Origin of the sequence: Arenibacter sp. ARW7G5Y1 (genome assembly GCF_003201775.1) — a bacterium.
In the GTDB taxonomy this organism is placed as follows: Bacteria; Bacteroidota; Bacteroidia; order Flavobacteriales; family Flavobacteriaceae; genus Arenibacter.
In genome coordinates this window covers 687,082-707,975 of the sequence record NZ_QJJZ01000001.1, presented here as the reverse complement: position 1 = coordinate 707,975, position 20,894 = coordinate 687,082, and the positions used below count along the sequence as shown (strand labels likewise).

The following is a 20,894-nucleotide window of genomic DNA, read 5'->3' as shown; positions in this document are numbered from 1 at the left end:
CTACATTTTGCACTAAATTAGGTGTTTAAATATCCATTTATAACCATTACTCCAAATCCGACAAAATATTAATCATGTCCAAAATACTTCAATCTCTAAAGTTGTCATTATTAAACGTAGGCTATGCCAAACTGGACCCTCTATGGGACTATGATGATGTTATTAGCCCATTTATCAGACTCTATTATATTACCAAAGGAAAAGCCATGATATATCACAGTAATGAAGCCATTGAATTGAAGCCTGGCCACATATATCTAATACCGAGTTATACTTTTGGCAGGTATAAATGCGATGTATATCATGAACAATATTACATATGCTGTTTGGAAGAATTAAAAAGTGGATATTCCATTTTCAATTTTGGTAGTTTTGATTACGACTTGGAGGCAAACCCCATGGACCTATATTACTTTAAGCGATTGTTGGAAATAAATCCTAATAGGCAATTGGAAAATTACAACCCAAAAGTATATGATAACAGACCTACCCTAATGGACTTTGAAAAGAAGAATGAAGAATTAAGTCCTTCGGAATTCATGGAAACCCATGCCATTTTAGAGATCCTGCTATCCAGATTCATAAAGGATACCAACTCCTTGTCCGTAAAGAACAATGTAAAAAAGGAATTTGGTATGGTTCTTAACTATATCCATGAGAATCTCCACGAAAGTTTAACAGTGAGCCAGTTGGCCGAGTTTTGTCATTTAAACACCGATTATTTCTCTAGGATCTTCAATGAAAATTTTGGGATGCGGCCCAATAAATACATTCAATCCAAGCGAATTGAAAGGGCGCAATTGTTGTTGCTTTCCACCAACAATTCCCTGAAGCAAATTGCGGAAAAGGTCGGATTGGAGAACCTGTCCTATTTTACGAGAATATTTAAAAGCCATACTGGAAAGACCCCTGGAAGTTTTCGGGAAGAACAGTCAAAGAAATAACGCCCCAACAATTATTGATATTTAAACCAACCCCCTTAACTATCCGAACGGGCAACTTAACGTTGCCCTAGCCCTTGGCAAATACCAGATCAAAATCGATAGTGACATTATCCCCCACTATAATCTGGCCAAACATTGCCGTAGGAGGTTCCATATTAAAATCCTGTAACTTTATCTCCTTACTTCCCTTAAAAATATAATTCACACCTTCTTCCTTTAATTCGGAAGCAATTGTGACAGCTTTTTCAACACCAGCTATATTGAGCATCCCATGAATCTCATAAGCATTTTCCGATTCGGAATTTTTCTTGATTTCTTGAAATTTAAAGGATACTTCAGGATGCTCCTCCATCTTTAAGGCGGCATGCATCTTTTTATCCATGGCCGCCCCACGTTCACTTTTTATTTCGGATACCCCAACTTGCAACGACAAATTCTTTACAGTACCATCCTTCATTTTCATGGACCCCTGCAGTGAATTGGCCGTCACAGTCCAGTCATGAATGGTAGACGAACCATTGATTTTGAGGACACTTTCTTTGGACAACGTATATGATTCTTGGGCATATCCGGTAAAAACCAGCAATGACAATAATATGAACAGTATATTTTTCATCTTTTTAATTTAATGATTGGTTTACAATAGGGGTTCCCTTGGTAGTTCTACTCGTCCAACACAGTTTGCCAAAATTGTTTTTGTTCCTCTTTTGAGGGTTGAACTTTTGGACTCACCAATCTAAATCCAATAAAATTGGAATCGGTGTTCCACCAAAAACTTTTTGGAATCTGTGGATCCCTCTTTTGCAATTTTAAGCTGGATGCCATCCTAGCGGACGACCTAAGTGCCTTTGCATCATCGTCCCAAGACCCACCTTTGTATACCCTGGGATGGATTACGGTAGGTTTTACCCAAGGGTTCTTGGATTCGGTAATGGCCAAAGCATTTTCCTTGTATTCATCCAAGGTCCATTCCGAGACATTTCCGTGCATATCATACAAACCCCAAGGGTTGGGCAGTTTACTTCCCATCTTGGCGTACTGGTTATTGGAGTTTTTATAATACACGGCATATTCATCAATTTTGGAAATATCATCCCCAAAGGAATAGGCCGTATTGGTTCCGGCCTTGGCAGCATATTCCCATTCGGCTTCCGTTGGCAATCTATAGAATCTTCCCGTAACGGTACTTAACCACTTGCAGAACACCAATGCCGAATAGGCTGACATACTTATTGCAGGATACCCAACCTTTCCCATACCATAGGAAGGATCCTCATATGGAGGACTGGGCCGTGTAATGGCATCTATGCCATTTAGCCTATCTGCTTCCAAACTCTCGAACAAATTCTTGTTCTGCTTGAAGAACAACTCAAAAACCTCCCAGCCCAGTTCATATTTTCCCATGTAAAAGGCATCCAGTTCAACAGTTTTCATAGGACCTTCATCTGCCTTTCTGTTCACTTGGTTCTCCGGACTTCCCATTTTGAATGTCCCCTCAGGAATCAATACCATGTCAAAAGAAATATCGGTAGCCGGAATTTTCTCCGTAATCACTTCTGAAACCTGAATTTTATTATCCGAGGAGGCCGTAACCGCCTGTCCCGATTTACAGGACTGCAAGGAAATCAGTAATAAACTCAATGCGAGAAAATTGAAAAGTGGTAGATTGGATAATCTAGGAGCTATACTTAGCATTTTAAATATTTAGTTTAGGTTGAAGGGCTAAAAATATTACATTTTTTCTAAAGAGCCATCCCTATCTTGCAATATACATCCAAAACTCAAAATTTCTAAGGTTACAACTCATAAAACACCTTTTAATTTTTGTATTATTGAATATCAAAAAAACTACACTACCATGAAAATAAAAAGCATATCACTCATACTACTATTCCTGACATACAGTAGTCTTTCCTTTGGGCAATTACAAAAGGTAGCCTCCGTAGAGGGAATAACGGAATACAAAATGGATAACGGGCTTAAAGTATTGTTATTTCCCGATAATTCCTCTCAGACCATTACCGTTAATATTACCTATCTGGTAGGCTCCAGACATGAAGGTTATGGGGAAAAAGGCATGGCCCACCTTTTGGAGCACATGGTTTTTAAAGGCACTCCCAACCATCCTGATATCCCCAAAGAATTAAGCTCACATGGAGCCCGTCCCAATGGAACCACCTGGTACGACAGGACCAACTACTTTGAAACCTTTAATGCCACTGATAAAAATCTGGATTGGGCCTTGGACCTAGAGGCAGATCGTATGGTGAATTCATATATTGCCAAAAAAGATTTGGAATCGGAATTCAGTGTGGTACGGAATGAATTTGAAAGTGGTGAAAACGACCCTTCAAGGGTTCTAATGCAGAACGTCATCAATGCCGGTTATATATGGCACAACTATGGCAACAGCACTATTGGGAATAGATCGGACATAGAACGTGTCCCTATAGAAAACCTACAGGCATTTTATAAAAAATTCTACCGCCCGGACAATGCAGTTTTAATGGTTACCGGAAAATTTGACGAAGCCAAAACACTTGACTTGATCCAAAAAAAATTTGGTAAAATTGTGAAGCCCTCTACCCCACTAAGGGAATCCTATACCGAAGAGCCGGCACAGGATGGGGAAAAAACGGTTCAACTAAACCGTGTTGGCGATCTACAAATAGTTTCCGCCATGTACCATACCCCAGCAGGTTCACATGAGGATTATGCTGCCGTTTCCATCATAGAAAACATCCTTACCGATGAGCCTTCCGGAAGGCTCTACAAAGCTTTGATCGAGGCCAAGAAAGCCTCTTCGCTTTGGTCTTTTTCCCCATTCACCAAAGAACCCGGATTTTTGTATATCAACGTAGATGTGCCTTCGGACAAAAATGCGGACGAAGTGGAAAAAGTACTAAAGGAAACATTGGATGCGGTAAAAACCACACCTATCACCCAGGAGGAATTGGATCGTGCCAAAGCCAATCTTTTAAAACGAACCGATCAAATCTTTAGGAATTCTTCGTATTTGGGAACTTATATGAGCGAATTTATCGGTGGAGGCGATTGGCGTTTAGCATTTATACAACGGGATAGAATTGAAAACGCCAGTCTTGAAGCAGTAAATGAAGTGGCCAAAAAATACCTAATTACCACCAATAGAACCATAGGCAGATTCAATCCTACCAAAAAACCTGAAAGAGTAGAGATTGAGCACACCCAAAATCTCGACGCCCTTGTATCGGACTACAAAGGTAAAGAAGATATGGGTACGGGTGAGGCCTTTGATGTTTCCTATGATGCCATTCAATCCAGATTGGACCAGGGCCAACTTTCCAACGGAATTGCATATGGTATTATTAAAAAGAATAATCGGGGCAAAACCGTTAGGCTTAGTTTCAGTATAAGAAATGGTAACGAGGAATCCCTTAAAAACAAAGGGGTTGTACCTTCATTTACCGCAAGTATGCTGAACAAAGGTACCCGCTCCAAATCCAGACAACAGATAGAGGATGAACTGAGCAAATTAAAATCTTCGGTGTCCTTCAGGGCCAGTAACGGGAATGTCTATGCCAATGTAGTTTCTACTGAAGACAACCTTATGGCCACATTGGCCTTGATGTCGGAAATGCTCAAAACCCCATCCTTCGAAGCTGCAGAATTGGAAAAATTAAAAACCGAGTCTTTGGCCTATTTGGAAAGCAATAAGACGGAACCACAATTTTTGGCCTCCAAAAGATTATCCCAGATAAACAACACCTTTCCCAAAGGGCATCCCCTATACGCCATGTCGGTTGAAGAAGAGGAAGCGGCTATTAGGGCAATCAACATAGAAGATATTAAAAAGTTCCACAAGGCGTTTTACGGTTTGGGCAAGTCCATTCTGGTTGGTATAGGGGATATGCAACCAGAACAACTAAAAACCTACATGGAAAAAGAGTTTGCCAACTTCAAGAGCAAAAATACTTACGCCAGAATAGAGGATCCATTTACTGATTCCCAAAAAGTAAATGAAGACATACTTACCCCTGACAAAAAAAATGCCATGACTCTTGGAAACCTTAAGGTTAAAATTAGCCAGGACGATGAAGATTATGCCGCCTTAAATATGGCGGTTACCATCCTGGGCGGCGGTTTTCTAAATTCGAGGATAGCGGATAGGCTACGTCAGAAAGACGGTGTTAGCTATGGTGCCGGTGCTGGATTCCAAGCCGATTCCAATGTGGACGACCAAAACTCATCCATGTACCTATACGCCATATACGCCCCGGAGAACTATGAAAAGGTGCAATTAGGGTTTAAAGAGGAATTGGATAGATTCATTAAAGATGGCATTACAGAGGAAGAATTGAAGAATGCCGTAAATGGCTGGGTGCAGGAGGAAAATGTTTCCAGGGCCAAGGATGCGGAACTGGCCAATCTATTAAACAACAACATTTATTACGATCGCACTATGGAATTCCAAAAAAACCTGGAAGAAAAAGTGAAGAATTTAACCATAAGCGATATCAACAATGCCATTCATAAATACATTAAACCCTTCGAGAATTGGACGGTAATAAATGCAGGGGATTATAAGAAATAAAAGGTATTAAACCTCAGGGTAGAGGTATTGAACCTAGATCCCGCCGAAAAAGGCGGGATTAGTTCCACTCGCAATTTTAAGTGCGTCTTACCGACTTCTCAAAATTGAGTTTCACTAATAAATTTAGACTCTAATACGGGCCTCAAAAAAGACAGTTTAAATTATCGTATTTAGGCTGTCTTTTTTATGGGGACATAAGTTCTCCAAACATATTATTGTCCAATATCCAGAGCCTCAAAAGAAAGTAGCTCCCCTTCAATAAAAACCGGGGTTACGGATATAGGATTACAACAAACCTCACAATCTTCCACATAGGTCTGCCGGGAAACGGATGGATCCAATAACATAGATATCCCTTCCCAACAATAGGGACATTGAAAGAAGTGTTCGTACATGGATCAAACGTTTAATTAGCTCAACTAAGTAGCTGTATAAGTCTGCTTTCTTCGTATTGAACGGAATATAAAAATCTTAAAACTCCACCGACAACAACTGCCCTGTTAATTGCAAGAGTTGTAATTCCGCCAACTTGGCATCGTATTTTGCCAAATTTTTATTGGTCTGTGCATTGAGCAAGTTTATTTGTGCCTGCCTGAACTCTATGGATGTTATACGTCCTAATTGAAATTGTTCCTTGGAGCGTTCAAAATTATTTCGATTGGTCACAACATTCTGTTCCTGGATTTTAAAAATCTGCAATCTGTTTTCATAGATTTCCAAGGCATTCAAAATATCCCTATCCACTTCAAGCATTACTTGCTCCTTGAATATTTCCTGATTCTCATAGGCTATCTTGGCATTTTTCAACCTTACGGTTGTTCCTCCCCCGTCAAATAAATTCCATGTAAGGTTGGCTCCTAAAGCCAAATTTAAACTATTCCTATTGCTTCCTGGTATAATCTGACCAGGGAGAAATGAAGTTGCAGCACTTTGGTTCAAATTCCAACCGTAGCTACCGCTTAATCCCACTGAGGGCAAATAGCCCGATCTGTTCACCTTAATATCATACTCGTTGATGGTCAAGTTGCGTTCTGTCTGAAGTATGGATACATTGTTTTCTTTGAACTGGGCAATGTAGTCCTCCAACTCCAATTTAGGAATAAAACTTACCAAGGTATCCACTACGAATGTTTCATTGAGATTTTGATTGAGTACCACATTCAAATCCCTTTTTGTATTGGCCAAACTCTGTTTCACGTTCATTAAACTAATACTATCATTGGTAACATCCACTTGCGCATTAAGGATGTCCAATTTGGTATTCTGTCCGTATTCAAAAGAATATTCCGCTCTTTTGATCCTGTCTTTGGAAATTTCAAGAGCCTGTCTCAAAACATTCTCATTTTCGGTCAACCTAGCAATCTCATAATACACACTAAATAATTGTAGAATCGTATTTTCTATGGTTTCCCTTGCTTGCAGCTCTGTCAGTTGATACTGCTCCTTTAATCTTTTAAAATTATAGAGCCTGCCCATTCCATCGAACAAGGTATAGTTTAAACTAAGAGCGGCATTATAGGCTTGGGATTCCGCATCATTTATCTCCAAATCAGCCCTTGGGCTACCACTGGATTCAAATTGGCCCGGATACTCGGTATTGCTATTCAGTTCGTTGTAGGTAGCACCAGCTGTACCTGTGAGTCTGGGCAAGTAACCTGAATTGAGGATACTCGAATTATTATCTGCAATTGCCACCTGATTCTTGGCCACCTTAATACCAAAATTGTTTTCCAGAGCCATTGATATGGCAGCCTCCTTAGACAATAAGCCCTCTTGGGCACTGACAACTCCGTAAAAACCGATTAGCAGGCCTGTAATAATATATTTATACCCCATTTACTTATTTGTCTTCCAATTTGTTAGATATTACGGTTTCATCTTCCATAGCTGTTGATATTACCCGAGAATGACCATTTTGCTCATATTTTTCGAAACTTTGCATATGACTTTCTTCCTTTTGTTCCTTTATGGCCCGTTCTACCTCCTCCTTCGTCACTTTTTTCCCCGTAATCAGCCATTTGGAACCTACCTTAACTTTATTGCTAAAAGCTAGGAACAAAGGCAACATCAATAATGTCAATACGGTTGCATACCCAATGCCATAGGCAATGGATATGGCCATTGGCTTCAAAAATTGTGCTTGTCTACTTTTTTCCAAAAGCAAGGGTGCCAAACCGGCAATGGTCGTTATAGAAGTTAAAAATATAGCCCTAAACCTAGATTTACCAGCTTCATAAATGGCATCATCAAATTTCATCCCTTCCCTAAGATTGCCATTAAATTTTCCAATAAGCACCAAGCCATCGTTTACCATTATTCCTATCAAGGCTATAATTCCCAGCATGGACAAAACATTAATGGGGAAATCATGGATCCAATGTCCCCAGGCAACTGCAGTGATACTAAAGGGCACCAAAACAATCAACATAAGGGGCTGACTAAAACTCCTGAAGGTAAAGGCTATGGTAATATAGATCAAGAGCAAAACGGATAGGCCAACAAATTTTAAAGACCCAAAAAGCTTAGCAGTCTCCCTGTTCTGACCTTCATAGGATGCTGTTACAGTGGGATATCTAGAATGTATATCCGGCATGATAACGGTCCTTATTTCGTTCATAATATCGGTGGCACTAGTGGTCTTATCATCTTTAATATCCGCAGAAACCTGAATTTCGCGCTGACCCTCCAAATGATTAATGGCAACATCCCCCCTAACTATTACGTAACTGGCAATTTCCTTTAACGGAACCTTACTTCCATTGGGAGTACTGATTCTCATATTATCCAAATCATTGATGGATGACCTATCGGAACGGTCGTAACGAACCCATACGCGAATTTCATCCTGCCCACGTTGAAAGCGTTGCGCTTGGGCTCCAAAAAATCCGGCCCGTACCTGATTCATAACACTTCTCAAGTCTAACCCCATCAGATAGGCATTCTCCTTCAGCTCCAATCTTATTTCCTTTATTCCAGCCGGATCATTGTCCGCCACATCCTTCAAAAGGGCATTATTTTGCAAGATTTCCTTAAGCTCTTTTTTCGCCTCTTTCAATTCCCCTATATTATTGCCCAATAGGGAAACCGAGACGGGGCTGCCCCCAAAATTGCCGCCAGAACCATATATCAGACTTTCAACTCCAATAACCGGACCTACCAATTCCTGTAATCTATTGGTAATCAAGTCCGACCTAATCGCGTCCGGTCTTTCTTCCCCTGGCAAGAGATTAATATCCAAAGAGGCGGTGGAGGAGCCAGGCCCCACCTTCCGGATCATGTTTTCAAAAAGCTTTTTACCACTGCCCTTTAAGTACTTTTCCGTTAGCTCTTGGTCCACGATTTTGGCCTTTTCCTCAATTAAGCTAATAATGGAATCGGTTACCCTTTCATGTGTCCCGTTAGGCATTAACAAGTCTACGGAAACTCGGTCACTTGCCACCCGTGGAAAAAATGAAGTTCTTATAATTCCACCCCCAATGGAACCAAAGCTTAAAAATAGCAACATTACGAAAATAGAGAACATCAATATTTTGTAGCGAAGGGAAAAACGCAGTACTGGACCATATAATTTATCCCGCATCCATACCATAAGGCTATCGCCCCATTCATTGATAACCCTCAATTTTGCAAATACCTTGGCTATTCCTTCTTTAGGTTTGTTATCCAAAGGCTGAAGGGCTTTGGAATGGGCCAAATGCGCAGGTAAAATTATTAAAGCCTCAACCAAGGACACCACCAAGGTTAAAATTACAATTACCGAGACCTCCCCAAAAAATTCGCCTATCCTACTATCCAAGAACAGGAAAATGGAAAAAGCCAAAATCGTGGTTATGATAGCTGAGATTATTGGAGGCAACACCTCCATAACACCATCTACCGCAGCCTGAATGGGGGGTTTGCCTTTTTCGTAATTCTGATAAATATTTTCGGCTATTACAATACCATCATCCACCAAGATCCCAATAACGATAATCATTCCAAAAAGCGACAAAACATTGATGGTTACATCGAAAAAACCGGCAAAGACGAACATTCCCAAAAAAGCCACCGGTAAGCCGAAGGCCACCCAAAATGCCAACCTCGTATTTAGAAACAGTGAAAGAAAGATGAGCACCAGTATCATCCCCATTATGGCATTCTCTGTCAACAATTGGGTTCGTTGCGTAAGTGTTATGGACTGATCACTTATTACGCTCAACTTTACATTGTTATGCTTTTGATTATACTGCTCTATATAATCCTTTACCTTTTCCGATGAGGTTATTAAATCCTCTGTATTGGTACTGGTAATAGCTATATTCACTGCTAGATTCCCATTAAAGTAGGTAGCATTGGGCGTTTCGGAAAACCGATCCCTAATAACCGCTACATCCTTTAGGCGCACTGTTTGCCCTGACGCATTGGCCCTGACGATCACATTGGACAATTCATTGCCATAATAGGACCTATTGTTGGCCCTAATAAGGAATTCCTCTGCGTTGGTCTTAATATTGCCCCCAGTAACCAGGATATTTGCATTGGATACGGCCTGCGCTACCTCGTCAAATGAAACATTATAGGCCAAAAGACTATTTTCATTTACGGCAATCTCTATTTCTTCTGCAGGATATCCGGTAATATTGATTTGGGAGATACCTTCCATGGCCCTGATATCATTCTCTACCTGCCTGCCAATTTGTTTTAAGGCGGACAAACTAATATCCTCACCACTGATGGCGAAACTAATGGTTTGCCTCACCGTCTCCAGTTTGGAAACTACCAAGGGCTCCATACCCGTTGGAAATGAAGGCACCCTATCTACCGCATTTTTAACCTCAAGGAGCATAAAGTCTATATCCCTGCCCTTTTCAATCTCCACATTTATGACTCCACTATTTTCCCTTGAAGTGGAAGTAACCCTATCTACCCCTTCCAATCCTTTTAAATTATCTTCTATCTTGAGAACAATGCCCTCTTCCACTTCTTGGGGCGAAGCACCTGGATAGGTGACATTTATAGTAATATTTTTAGAATCTGTTAAAGGAAAAAATGAAGATTTTAACGATAATGCCCCAACAATACCGAAAATGAGGAAAGCCAAAATTATTACATTAACGGCTACATGGTACTTAATAAAATAGGCTATAATATTCCTCATAGGTCCTGATCGTTGGTTTCTTGGTCCTTAAATACTTTTACCAACATACCGGAATAGGCACCCATTACAGGTTTGGATAGGATTGTTATTCCGTCTGGCACATCTTTTAAAACTACGCTGTTATCCGAAAAATAAACCGGTTTCACCGGTATCAAATCCAATACGGAGTCCCGTACCACAAATATCTCTTCGGTTTCCAGCAATAAACTCCTATCTATTTCAATGGCATTTGGCTCTTCCTTGGCCTTAAGGTGGGCCTCTAGGTACATCCCTTCCTTAAGGTCCGGGTCCTTCACCTCTATAAAAGCCGTAATGGTCTGTGAAGCCAAATCTACCCGGCCATTTATCCTCGTGACTTTCCCTTGGTAGGTTAGGTTCCTATCAATACTTTTTAACTCCACCACTTCGCCAACACTCAGTAAATCGCTGTAAGTTTTACTAATGGCAACTTCGAGCTCATAATCATTGGTATTGATAAATTCCCCTAATTTTTGACCAGATCTGACCAGGGTACCCTCAGTGACCAATGCCTCGGTCAAAACCCCATTAAAAGGCGCTTCAATAGTATACTTGGCCAATCGCTGCTCCAAATTCTTTACAGTGTAATAATTGGTCAGAATTCCTCGTCCCGAAATAAAATATTTTTCCTTGTCCGAAGTCATTTCAGGAAGAGAAGGAACACTTTTGTCGATGTCAAAATTGGCCAAAAATGTTTGCCATTTATTAAATACCTCTGGATAGTCCAATCGAAGATCGGGCATTATAGAAGTGATTAAATTGTATAAATTACTTTTGGAAGATTGAACGTTGGCATAATATTCGGCAGCGTCAATTCTTATTAGTATTTCACCTGCCCTATATTCCTGTCCTGGTTTAAATAATTTGTTCCCAGGCTTAAAAACACCTTGGACCTCAGCATAGAGTTCCACCCTTCTTTTAGCCACGAGATTTCCGTTTGCGGGAACAATAATTGGCACATTGCCATTCTTGACAGTTTCTACAATAACCGTTTTTACCACTTTTTCCGGCCGTGGTTTTGGAGTGGACTTGCTATTTATAATATATTTTGCACCAAAGAAGGAGCCTATTATTAGGAGAGCTCCAATAATAGATAATGCAATTTTTCTAGAATTCATAAAGGGTCTATAAGTTGGTTTGACTGCAAAACTATCTATTAGTTTAAGGGATTCTTGTTAAATGTATCTTAAAGTTCCGAAATACGGGGATAATCAAAAAACAAAACAAAAAAGGAATACAATTTGTATTCCTTTTAACCAAACCAACTTATTTTTAAACAATTACTAGTCTTCCATTTCATCCTCAAACTTCGTATCTGCCATCCTTGATTTAACAGCATCAAAATCTTTGTATTGATTGTCTTTTTTTACTTCTTCCCTATCATAATCAAAAACAAGGAACTGATCTGAGTCCAAGCCTTCCATATTATCGAAAGAAAAGATATTGTTATTCTGAATTTGAAGTACTTTAAGGCTTGCCAATTGTCCAAACTCTTTTGGAATTTCCCCGCCAAGTTCATTGTTCGCCAGTACCAACTCCTTTAAATTTCCCAATTTTCCCAATTCTCCAGGAATAGAACCATACAATTTATTTTCAAAAAGTCCCAAACTCTCCAATCTTGAAAGCTCCCCCAAGGAATTTGGAATACGACCCGTAAGATTATTACTGGATAGGTTAAGCTCCTTTAAAGTTTGAATGTTTCCAAGACTTTCAGGTATTTTCCCACTTAGGAAGTTATTGAATGCCGAAAGTTTTACCAATGATTCCATATTCCCTATTTCTGAGGGTATCTCACCTTCCAGCCTATTCATTTCCAGTTTCAACACCTCCAATTTGCTTAACTGGGCTATAGTTTTCGGAATTTCTCCGCTTATGGTGTTGAAGGCAAGGTTTAGACTTACCAAATGCTTTAGATCCCCTATGTTTTCGGGTATACTACCCACAAGGTTGTTCCTAAACAGGTTAATCTCCACAACATGCCCATTATACACTTTTACTCCAAACCAACTGTCTACAGGGGCATCAACATCCCATGTATTATTCCATTTTTGGCCTTGGGTACTTTTATAAAGTTCCAATAGTACGTTTTTTTCGCTTTTTGGAACCATGGCATTTACCGTTGCAGTAAATACAAAACAAAATACAAACACCAATAAAATGCAAGCTCTTGTTAATTTCTGTAGTATCATATACGCGTTCATTTAATTAAAACTATCCTCAAATCTGGTATCGGCCGTTCTTACGTCCTTATTACTATTAATTTTGTTAAAATCAAAATTTCTATGATTACTGCCATCATAATCAAAAAGGGCAAACTTACTACTCCCGGCATCAGCACTGAAATCACTTTTACCGAATCTATTGTTTTGAAGTTGCACCAATTTTAGGTTGGGAAGATCCAAGATATCGCCAGGGAATTCTCCCCTAAATCTGTTTTCCGCCAAAACAAGCATTTTAAGGTTGGTCAAATTATCCAGACTGTCTGGCACCACACCACCAAAATTATTATCACCCAATTCCAGACGCTCTAAATTTTTTAAATTTCCAAAGGTCAAAGGAATTGAGCCACTTAAGCCATTATGGGAAAGCAAAATTACCCTTAACCCTTTAATCCCGCCCATGCTTTGTGGCAATTCGCCAGAAAGGTCGTTGTAAAAAAGATCCAATACAAGTAGCTTTTCCATGCTCCCGATATTTTTGGGAATTGAACCTGTCATCTTATTTTTCCCCAACCTAAGTACAGCCAATTCTTTCAAATCCGTAATACTTTCCGGAATATACCCTCCAATATTATTTAGGGCCAGATTCAATACTTTTAAATTCTTTAGATCTCCTATGGAATTTGGTATGCTCCCCCCAAGGTTATTGTTCATTAGGTTAATGGAAACTACCTTATTGTTCTCCAGGGTAACACCTTCCCAGGTAGAAACCGGGGCATTTAGATCCCAACTTTTTATCCAAGACTCGCCCTTGGTATTGTTATAAAGGTCTATAAGCACATTCTTTTCCAGGTCGGTAACCTGCCCTGACAAAAGTTGTCCAATTAAAACCACAAATAGCATAAGTATGCTTTTTTTCATAATTTTCACTTTTTACCCTAATTTAAGGAATAAGAATTACCTTACAAAATAAGATTATTGTTCGATAAACAGCAAAAATAATCGATGAAAAACGTTCAAGACCCCCGTATTTGTTGTGAAAGTGTAAAAAGTTGTGGTGAAAGAAATTTAAATTCCCTGGTTTTTTTCCTACAAAGAGAATTCTTCCAGTTCCAAAGTAATATTTTCCCAAGTTTTCATTAGGCTTTCCAGGTTCTTTTTTTTCTTCTGATAAGAGTCGAAAAAATTGGCCTTTGCAATCGTTGCATCGTAATTCATTAGTAGGTCATGATCAATTCCGGCTATCTCCTTTTCCAAGCGGGCAATATCGCTTTCCGTTGAACTGAGCTTATTTTTTAGGGATTTAATCCTTTTTTGATCTTCGAAATCGATATGTTTCTCCTGTTTTTTTTCTTTCTTCTGGACTACCGTTTGCTTCTTTTCTATGGCTCGGAAATCTTCCACTTTCCGCTGTTCCAAATAGAAATCTATATCCCCAAGATATTCTTTAATGCCACCATCCTTAAATTCATATACCTTGTTGGTCAGTCCCTGTAAAAAATCCCGGTCGTGACTCACCAATATCAAGGTTCCATCAAAATTTTGAAGGGCCTGCTTAAGGACGTTCTTGGATTTGATGTCCAAATGGTTTGTTGGCTCATCCATTACCAACACATTAAAAGGCTGTAGTAACATTTTGGCAAGGGCCAATCTGTTCCGTTCACCTCCGGACAGTACCTTCACATATTTCTCAACCTCGTCGCCCCTGAATAAAAAAGAACCCAATATATCCCTAACCTTACTTCTGTTCTTTTCATTGGCTGCATCTATCATGGTGTCCAAAATAGTCTTTTCACCGTCCAAATATTCTGCCTGATTTTGCGCGAAATAACCAATTTGTACATTATGCCCTAATTTTAGATGCCCCTTATGGTCCAAATCTCCCACTATTATTTTTGCCAGAGTGGATTTCCCTTGACCATTTTGTCCTACGAAAGCGGTCTTGGAGTCCCGTTCTATTAACAGGTCTATTTTCTTTAGCACATGATTATCCCCATAACTCTTGGATAAACCTTCTATTTCGGTTACAACCTTGCCCGGCGTAACCGAAATTTGAAATCTCAAGTTCATTACGCTATTGTCGTCCTCGTCCACCTCAATCCGCTCCATTTTATCGAGCTTCTTGATCAGCGATTGTGCCATGGAGGCTTTGGTGGATTTGGCCCTGAACTTTTCAATCAATCTTTCGGCCTGCTGAATCTCCTTTTCTTGATTTTTTTGGGCATTTAATTGCTGTTGCTTTATTTCGTTCCGCAGTACCAGGTATTTGGAATAGGGTTTATTGTAATCATATATTCTTCCCAGGGATATTTCAATAGTCCTATTGGTAACATTATCCAAAAACATTTTATCATGGGAAACAATCATTACCCCCCCTGGGTAATTCTTCAGGAAATTCTCCAACCAAATTATTGATTCGATATCCAGGTGGTTTGTTGGTTCATCCAACAAAAGCACGTCATTGCTCTGCAACAATAGCTTTGCCAATTCTATCCGCATTCGCCAACCACCGGAAAAGGTTTCGGTTTTCCTATCAAAATCCTCGCGTTTAAAACCCAGTCCCAATAATACTTTTTCCGTTTCGCCCTGATAATTGTAACCTCCCAATATTTCATAATGGTGGGTTACATCATTCAAGTCTATGATCAATTGATTATAGGCCTCACTTTCATAATCGGTACGTTCCGCTAGCTGATGGTTAATTTCGTCCAACCTCAATTCCAAGGCCTTGATCTCCTCAAAGGCCTGATGTGCTTCCTCAAGGACCGTCCTGCCCAAATCAAAATCGATATCCTGTCGTAGGAACCCCATTTTAATATCTTTGTCCGAGGCAATAGTTCCCGAATCTATGGGCATATCTTTCGATAAAATTTTCAAAAGAGTAGATTTACCCGCTCCGTTTTTTCCTATTAGACCAACCCGATCCCCGGAATTTAAACGGAAGGATATTTCTTCAAACAGATATTCTCCTCCAAAAGAAACGGAGAGATTGTGGATATTAAGCATATTTGGTGACTAATGTTACACTAATTAATGCTACAAAAATGTAATTTTGTAGAAACTTTTTGCAAATGTTAAAAAAAGGAAACAAACTCTACAGCATTTTAACAGGAACTTGTCCTAAATGTCATGAAGAGAGTATGTATCAGGACAAAAACCCATATCATCTGGGCAATATCTTTAAAATGAACGAGCGTTGTTCCCATTGTGGAACCAAATACAAAATAGAACCCTCTTTTTTTTACGGTGCCATGTATGTTAGTTATGGCGTAGGTGTAGCCTTTGCCGTAGCCACTTTCGTAATTGCCTTTTTATTTTTCAAAGCCACTTTGATAAACACTTTTATTGCCATTATTGTGACAATGATCGTATTTATGCCTTTTATTATTAGGGTTTCGCGAAATATATGGATTAATTTCTTTATAAAATACGATCCCAAGGCCAGTACTAAGATAGGTTCCTAAAATGCTTCTTGGTAAAACGGGATAGGTCCATTGCGGGCACTAGCGCCTCTTTTTTTTCAATTAGGGCATATAGCTGCATGGAAGCCATTGGTGCGATCATGACCCCTCGGGAACCCAAACCATTAAATAAATACATGTTTTCATACTCTGGGTGCCTGCCTACAAGTGGTTTCCTATCACTTACCGTTGGCCTAATCCCCGCTACGTGGTCAACAACTTCATAAGGACATTTTAAAAAGGTGTCCAATTTTTGCAGGAGCTCCTGTTTGCATTCTTCAGTGGGCGTATTACTCTTGTCCTTCCATTTGTAGGTTGCTCCTACCCTATATAGATCCTCACCTAAAGGAATAATAAAAACAGAGGATTTTATAACCCTTTCCTCCTTTAAGCTTGGGGACTTGATAGTCAACAATTCTCCTTTTGTACCGTTGAGTGGCAGATAATTGAAATACGGATTATTTTTTAGGCCATACCCTGTAGCAAAAACTATATTTTTAGCCTTTAAACCACGGTATTCCACAAATCCACCCTGTTGTTTCAGCGCTTCAAAATCAAAGGATTCCCGAAGTATTAAATTGTGTTCTGCCAGATACCTTTTGTACTGCGATACCAAAACAGAGGTATCTATCCTACCCGTATGCAACACTTCCCCATAGCCAAAGGGAGCATCAATGTGCGGATTATCATTTGGAAGTAATTTTGGCCCCATAAAACGACTTAAATTAGGCTTGTCCGAAGCCTCGAACCAAAGATTCTGTTCGTTGATACTGGCAAAACGCCTTAGGATAGGAATCTTGTAATCCAATTGGATATTTAATTTACTTTCCAATTCGGAATAGAAGGGAATGGCCAGGTCCAATTGTTCTTTGGCATTCCATGCCATTGTAAATCGCTTAAGGGTAACGGGGTTGTATAGCCCCCCTGCTACCACGGAAGAAGTTTGGGATTCATCACTGATTACTTTAAACGACTTTTTATTTCTCTCCAATACCTCACCAAAGGAAATACCGGCCAAGCCCAGCCCCACAATTAGATAATCTACCATTTTACAAAAGTAGAGAAGGAATTTTGAATCTTCATCAAATTGAAATAATAATCATAATCGTCCAAATAATATTACTACACAATAAGGCCAAATGACAAAACCTTCCGCAAAACCATTTAAAAAAAAGCGCCACATCCTAGGATGTGGCGCATAACTTTATATGTGAATTGGAATATTATTAAGGCTAGTAGGCCCACATATCTTGTTCCCTATCTCGGATAACCTCCTTAATTCGTTTGGATTCCAATAATTGAAACAAGGCATTATCAGCTATATAGTCCTTAACCTCACGGTCTCCATGCACGTTATCCTCTTTGTAGATCGTTGCATTGAATCTTCTTGCGTTCAGCAACATATCAAAAGAAATAGGCTGTGCGGAATTACGTTGGTTAAACACTTTGGCTTCATGTAATATTTGTCTTGCACTAGGATACCAAACCCAGAACAATGGAACTTTTGCCTCTGCCAAATCCATAGACTCATCATCTATGAAGTTAACATCCGGAGCAACAGGTGCAATACCCAACAATCGGTATTTTAATTCGCCCAATCTTTTATCGAAATACCATATTCCTTTAATAAGGTACTCCTCCAAATCGGCAGCGGTAAGGTTCCTACGGTTAATATATTCTGGAGAAATAGGCTCCCCGGCATTATATTGCTCATATCCGTAATCTGTTGTATCCACTTTCTGCAAAGTTGCAGCCAAATCGCTAAACTTTCTTTTTTCGGTAAAATAGGAGTCCACATAAACATCCTCCAATTTTCCATTTTTAATGTTTTTGATCAACACATCGTATAAGGACCTTCTATCCGGGCCTATATCAATGGTGTCCAAAGGATAATAGAGTGGAAAGTTAACACGCTCGTCCAAATCGATTACCTCCCAAACGGTTTTGGACCAGAGAATATCCCTGTCGTCCACATAGGCGTAAGGTAAAGGAGCATCATTATCTTTCTCGATCTGCGCCTGGGTCTTCTTACCTATCTCTTCCGGTAATTTGGCATTTAAAATATTTGCCTGGGCGGAAATAGACAATGGCAACAGGACCACTACTCCAATTAATAAAACATTTTTCCAATTCATCTGTTTAAATTTATTTTTTTAGTCTTCAGTCCCACTAAAGTCGGACTGGTAAATCGGCCATGGCAAACATTCCAATTTACCACGGCCATTCACTACATTTTTACTAGTTTGTTATCTCCACAACAACAGGAGATACCTTTTTAAGCTTATAGCTTTTATTGTTTGTAATATAAGCTTCGATATCAAAAATCTGAACGGCATCACCACGGCTTGCTCTTTTAAGGGCAGACTTGGCTCTAGCATCCAATTTGTTACCTTTTACATCTACAGTTGGCTGTCCTGGCACTTTAAATTTGAATCCACTAACCGCAAGGTTAAGGTCAAAATCAAAGTCTTCCAACAAAGCTCCAATAGTAGAGATCTCCAAGTTGTTTTTACCCATTCTAGCACTTCCGGATTCTCCTCTTACAGATCCCGAAGGTCTTGGAATATCCTTAATTCTGAACTCAGAAGAAGTTTTGATCATTTGTCCATCGGGCAACTTACCTGAAGCAGTAATGGAAACCGTTCTTCCTTTACCAGGATTCATAGCGTATTTACTTCCACTTTGCTTACTAAGCCCTGGAGCGGATGCAGTAACATTATTATCCGGAATACCAGGAATGGAAATGGTTATAGGATTGGAAACACCACGATAAACAACGTTCATCTTATCAGCTGAAATAACTGCGGCATTTGGTTTGGTAATAGTGGCAAATGTAGAGGATACTGGCACTTCTGTACGCTCTCCATCCTGCATAAACACCAAGTTACCTTCAATCTTATGATCACCAGCACTTCCAGCACTTACGGTCAACCTTACCTTACCGTCCTCGATTACATAATCGGTTCCTTCACTTAACTTTCTTCCATCTAGGGTCAAGTTAACTTCATTAGGTTTTGTAGTGGCATCTTTACGACCCAACACAATATTTCCTGCAAATTTTTCACCTGCATAAAAAGCAGATTTTTCCTGCTCCAACAAAGTGGTATAATTGGTCATGGAAACCTCACTGCTCAACTGACCTTGCAACATTGCCTTTAAGGCATCTTCCTCAGTAGCTTTTACGTCTGCCTGAAGCGAAGTAATCTTGGTTAAGGAGGCTACCAAAGGATATCCTTCAAAGTTATAGTTTAACCAATCTTGCTTGGTCCCGTCCCTCTTTTCAACCTTGCCATTCTCATCACCGGTTTCGAACCTAGATTTTACGGAAGACTTTACAGACTCCAATTCTTTAGGCATTACAGCGGTAATCTGAGTACGATAGTTGACCAAGCGGTCCAAAAACTCTTTTCCATCCGCACCAAGTTGGTCTCCCTGGAAAAAACGCTGATCCAAATAATCGGTCTTGTCCATTACTTGATAATCTTTAGGATCCTCAACATCGGCCATCATCTCCTTTTTCAAGTTTTCCAAATATTGGTAATACTCTGCAGACAATTCCTTTATTTTCTTGGCATCCTCCAAAAGAGGGCCAAATTTTTCAGCATTTTCAGATGCTTTAGTTTCAAGACCACTTAGGAAAGCCATATTGTTTTCCGTGGTTTTTATGTTAGAAGCTTCTAACTTTTCGTTCATAAGACCGAAAGCCGATAGAACTTCTTTTCCCATATTTAAGGCCAACATCGCGATGAAGATCAAGTACATTAGGTTGATCATCTTCTGACGTGGTGTTGCTTTTCCTCCTGCCATTTTTCTAATTAGTTTTAATTATTAATTGATTTGGGTTTGGTTATTGAATGGTAACTAATTAGTTTCTATTCATTGCAGATAACATACCACCGTATACTCCGTTCAAAGAAGAAAGGTTGGTTGCCAAAGACTCCATCTGCTCTTTAAGGGCACTTGAATTCTGTACTACTTCCTCATTGATGGATGCTTGTCTGCTTGCGCTTTCCAATTGTACTTTGTAAAGACTGTTCAAAGATTCCATTTGAGCGGCAGCTTGTACCATTTCATCGGAATACTTTTTGGTAGATTCCATAGCATCAACAGTTGGAGCTATACCCTTGGCTGCACCTTCAAAGTTTCTAATGCTAGATCCAAGACTTTCCATAAGGCTGGCATCTACACCGGCTTCTTTTAACAATTCATCCAATTTTTTGGACAAAGAAGCTTCTGCCTCCTTTATTTCAGCTTTGGAATTTGATTTTCCCGAAGAAGCACCTCCGTTTAATTCTGGGTATACCAATGACCAATCGTACTCGTCATCTACTGGTTCAAATGCACTGATAGCAAAAATTAATGCCTCGGTAATAAGTCCGATTGCCAATAACAATCCTCCCGTAAGTGGGCCAAATTGCCAGTGAAGGATCTTGAATAATGCTCCTATAATTACTACAGATGCACCAAGCCCATAGGCCATGTTAAATAATTTCTTAGTTGATTTTGACTGTGCCATAATTTTAAATTTAATTAAGTAATGTTAATAATAAGTATTTGGTTTATCGTTTGATTCAAATATAAAGGTCTTCTTTATTTTATATC

16 protein-coding genes are annotated in these 20,894 nt (G+C 39.5%); 3 read left to right on the top strand and 13 right to left on the bottom strand.

The genetic code is table 11. The features are described 5' to 3' along the window. Nucleotides 1-74 precede the first annotated feature (74 nt). Nucleotides 75-944 (top strand): AraC family transcriptional regulator, encoded by an 870-nt coding sequence (locus C7972_RS02930; protein ID WP_110354683.1) that lies wholly within the window; start codon nucleotides 75-77, stop codon nucleotides 942-944. Between the two features lie 67 nt (nucleotides 945-1,011). Here the strand turns inward: C7972_RS02930 and C7972_RS02925 are convergent, their stop codons facing one another. Both C7972_RS02925 and C7972_RS02920 read right to left on the bottom strand, forming a co-directional pair. Next, nucleotides 1,012-1,560, bottom strand: a complete 549-nt coding sequence (locus C7972_RS02925) for a YceI family protein (RefSeq protein WP_110354682.1) — start codon at nucleotides 1,558-1,560, stop codon at nucleotides 1,012-1,014. Nucleotides 1,561-1,607: 47 nt separating this feature from the next. Further along, nucleotides 1,608-2,639: an SUMF1/EgtB/PvdO family nonheme iron enzyme gene (locus C7972_RS02920; RefSeq protein ID WP_110354681.1), complete on the bottom strand. Its 1,032-nt coding sequence runs from the start codon at nucleotides 2,637-2,639 to the stop codon at nucleotides 1,608-1,610. Nucleotides 2,640-2,802: 163 nt separating this feature from the next. Between C7972_RS02920 and C7972_RS02915 the strand changes: the two genes are divergently transcribed. Then, a complete protein-coding gene (locus C7972_RS02915) occupies nucleotides 2,803-5,517 on the top strand; it encodes a pitrilysin family protein (protein ID WP_110354680.1) in 2,715 nt (904 codons plus the stop codon). A 212-nt stretch (nucleotides 5,518-5,729) separates the two neighbouring features. Here the strand turns inward: C7972_RS02915 and C7972_RS02910 are convergent, their stop codons facing one another. The 7 genes from C7972_RS02910 to C7972_RS02880 all read right to left on the bottom strand — a co-directional run bounded on the left by C7972_RS02910 (nucleotide 5,730) and on the right by C7972_RS02880 (nucleotide 15,837). Beyond that, nucleotides 5,730-5,912, bottom strand: a complete 183-nt coding sequence (locus C7972_RS02910; RefSeq protein WP_110354679.1) for a CPXCG motif-containing cysteine-rich protein — start codon at nucleotides 5,910-5,912, stop codon at nucleotides 5,730-5,732. Between the two features lie 76 nt (nucleotides 5,913-5,988). Further along, complete coding sequence (locus C7972_RS02905) at nucleotides 5,989-7,353, bottom strand: TolC family protein (protein WP_110354678.1); 1,365 nt, start codon at nucleotides 7,351-7,353, stop codon at nucleotides 5,989-5,991. A 4-nt stretch (nucleotides 7,354-7,357) separates the two neighbouring features. Beyond that, nucleotides 7,358-10,654, bottom strand: coding sequence for an efflux RND transporter permease subunit (locus tag C7972_RS02900; RefSeq protein ID WP_110354677.1), 3,297 nt, complete (start codon nucleotides 10,652-10,654; stop codon nucleotides 7,358-7,360). Next, a complete protein-coding gene (locus tag C7972_RS02895) occupies nucleotides 10,651-11,790 on the bottom strand; it encodes an efflux RND transporter periplasmic adaptor subunit (RefSeq protein ID WP_110354676.1) in 1,140 nt (379 codons plus the stop codon). The genes C7972_RS02900 and C7972_RS02895 overlap by 4 nt, the downstream gene beginning before the upstream one ends. 165 nt (nucleotides 11,791-11,955) lie before the next feature. After that, on the bottom strand, nucleotides 11,956-12,861 hold the full coding sequence (locus C7972_RS02890) for a hypothetical protein (protein ID WP_110354815.1): 906 nt from the start codon (nucleotides 12,859-12,861) through the stop codon (nucleotides 11,956-11,958). 12 nt (nucleotides 12,862-12,873) lie between these two features. Beyond that, on the bottom strand, nucleotides 12,874-13,752 hold the full coding sequence (locus C7972_RS02885; protein ID WP_110354675.1) for a hypothetical protein: 879 nt from the start codon (nucleotides 13,750-13,752) through the stop codon (nucleotides 12,874-12,876). A gap of 168 nt (nucleotides 13,753-13,920) precedes the next feature. After that, nucleotides 13,921-15,837 carry an ABC-F family ATP-binding cassette domain-containing protein gene (locus tag C7972_RS02880; protein WP_110354674.1) on the bottom strand — a complete coding sequence of 639 codons (1,917 nt, stop codon included), beginning with the start codon at nucleotides 15,835-15,837 and terminating at the stop codon, nucleotides 13,921-13,923. Between the two features lie 65 nt (nucleotides 15,838-15,902). On the opposite strand from C7972_RS02880, the gene C7972_RS02875 reads away from it, so the two are divergent. Beyond that, nucleotides 15,903-16,295 carry a DUF983 domain-containing protein gene (locus C7972_RS02875; protein WP_110354673.1) on the top strand — a complete coding sequence of 131 codons (393 nt, stop codon included), beginning with the start codon at nucleotides 15,903-15,905 and terminating at the stop codon, nucleotides 16,293-16,295. Here the strand turns inward: C7972_RS02875 and C7972_RS02870 are convergent. The 4 genes from C7972_RS02870 to gldL form a co-directional block, all read right to left on the bottom strand. Then, a complete protein-coding gene (locus C7972_RS02870) occupies nucleotides 16,279-17,340 on the bottom strand; it encodes an FAD-binding oxidoreductase (RefSeq protein ID WP_110354672.1) in 1,062 nt (353 codons plus the stop codon). The genes C7972_RS02875 and C7972_RS02870 overlap by 17 nt on opposite strands. Nucleotides 17,341-17,524: 184 nt before the next feature. Beyond that, nucleotides 17,525-18,427, bottom strand: coding sequence for a gliding motility protein GldN (gene gldN / locus C7972_RS02865; RefSeq protein ID WP_110354671.1), 903 nt, complete (start codon nucleotides 18,425-18,427; stop codon nucleotides 17,525-17,527). A 103-nt stretch (nucleotides 18,428-18,530) separates the two neighbouring features. Continuing rightward, nucleotides 18,531-20,099 carry a gliding motility protein GldM gene (gene gldM / locus C7972_RS02860; RefSeq protein ID WP_110354670.1) on the bottom strand — a complete coding sequence of 523 codons (1,569 nt, stop codon included), beginning with the start codon at nucleotides 20,097-20,099 and terminating at the stop codon, nucleotides 18,531-18,533. Between the two features lie 58 nt (nucleotides 20,100-20,157). Beyond that, complete coding sequence (gldL, locus tag C7972_RS02855; RefSeq protein WP_110354669.1) at nucleotides 20,158-20,808, bottom strand: gliding motility protein GldL; 651 nt, start codon at nucleotides 20,806-20,808, stop codon at nucleotides 20,158-20,160. Between the last annotated feature and the right edge of the window lie 86 nt (nucleotides 20,809-20,894).

Bases quoted from the DNA above. Each gene is read 5' to 3' on its own strand.
- C7972_RS02930 (WP_110354683.1), top strand. From the start codon at position 75: ATGTCCAAAATACTTCAATCTCTAAAGTTGTCATTATTAAACGTAGGC.
- C7972_RS02925 (WP_110354682.1), bottom strand. From the start codon at position 1,560: ATGAAAAATATACTGTTCATATTATTGTCATTGCTGGTTTTTACCGGA.
- C7972_RS02920 (WP_110354681.1), bottom strand. From the start codon at position 2,639: ATGCTAAGTATAGCTCCTAGATTATCCAATCTACCACTTTTCAATTTT.
- C7972_RS02915 (WP_110354680.1), top strand. From the start codon at position 2,803: ATGAAAATAAAAAGCATATCACTCATACTACTATTCCTGACATACAGT.
- C7972_RS02910 (WP_110354679.1), bottom strand. From the start codon at position 5,912: ATGTACGAACACTTCTTTCAATGTCCCTATTGTTGGGAAGGGATATCT.
- C7972_RS02905 (WP_110354678.1), bottom strand. From the start codon at position 7,353: ATGGGGTATAAATATATTATTACAGGCCTGCTAATCGGTTTTTACGGA.
- C7972_RS02900 (WP_110354677.1), bottom strand. From the start codon at position 10,654: ATGAGGAATATTATAGCCTATTTTATTAAGTACCATGTAGCCGTTAAT.
- C7972_RS02895 (WP_110354676.1), bottom strand. From the start codon at position 11,790: ATGAATTCTAGAAAAATTGCATTATCTATTATTGGAGCTCTCCTAATA.
- C7972_RS02890 (WP_110354815.1), bottom strand. From the start codon at position 12,861: ATGATACTACAGAAATTAACAAGAGCTTGCATTTTATTGGTGTTTGTA.
- C7972_RS02885 (WP_110354675.1), bottom strand. From the start codon at position 13,752: ATGAAAAAAAGCATACTTATGCTATTTGTGGTTTTAATTGGACAACTT.
- C7972_RS02880 (WP_110354674.1), bottom strand. From the start codon at position 15,837: ATGCTTAATATCCACAATCTCTCCGTTTCTTTTGGAGGAGAATATCTG.
- C7972_RS02875 (WP_110354673.1), top strand. From the start codon at position 15,903: ATGTTAAAAAAAGGAAACAAACTCTACAGCATTTTAACAGGAACTTGT.
- C7972_RS02870 (WP_110354672.1), bottom strand. From the start codon at position 17,340: ATGGTAGATTATCTAATTGTGGGGCTGGGCTTGGCCGGTATTTCCTTT.
- gldN (WP_110354671.1), bottom strand. From the start codon at position 18,427: ATGAATTGGAAAAATGTTTTATTAATTGGAGTAGTGGTCCTGTTGCCA.
- gldM (WP_110354670.1), bottom strand. From the start codon at position 20,099: ATGGCAGGAGGAAAAGCAACACCACGTCAGAAGATGATCAACCTAATG.
- gldL (WP_110354669.1), bottom strand. From the start codon at position 20,808: ATGGCACAGTCAAAATCAACTAAGAAATTATTTAACATGGCCTATGGG.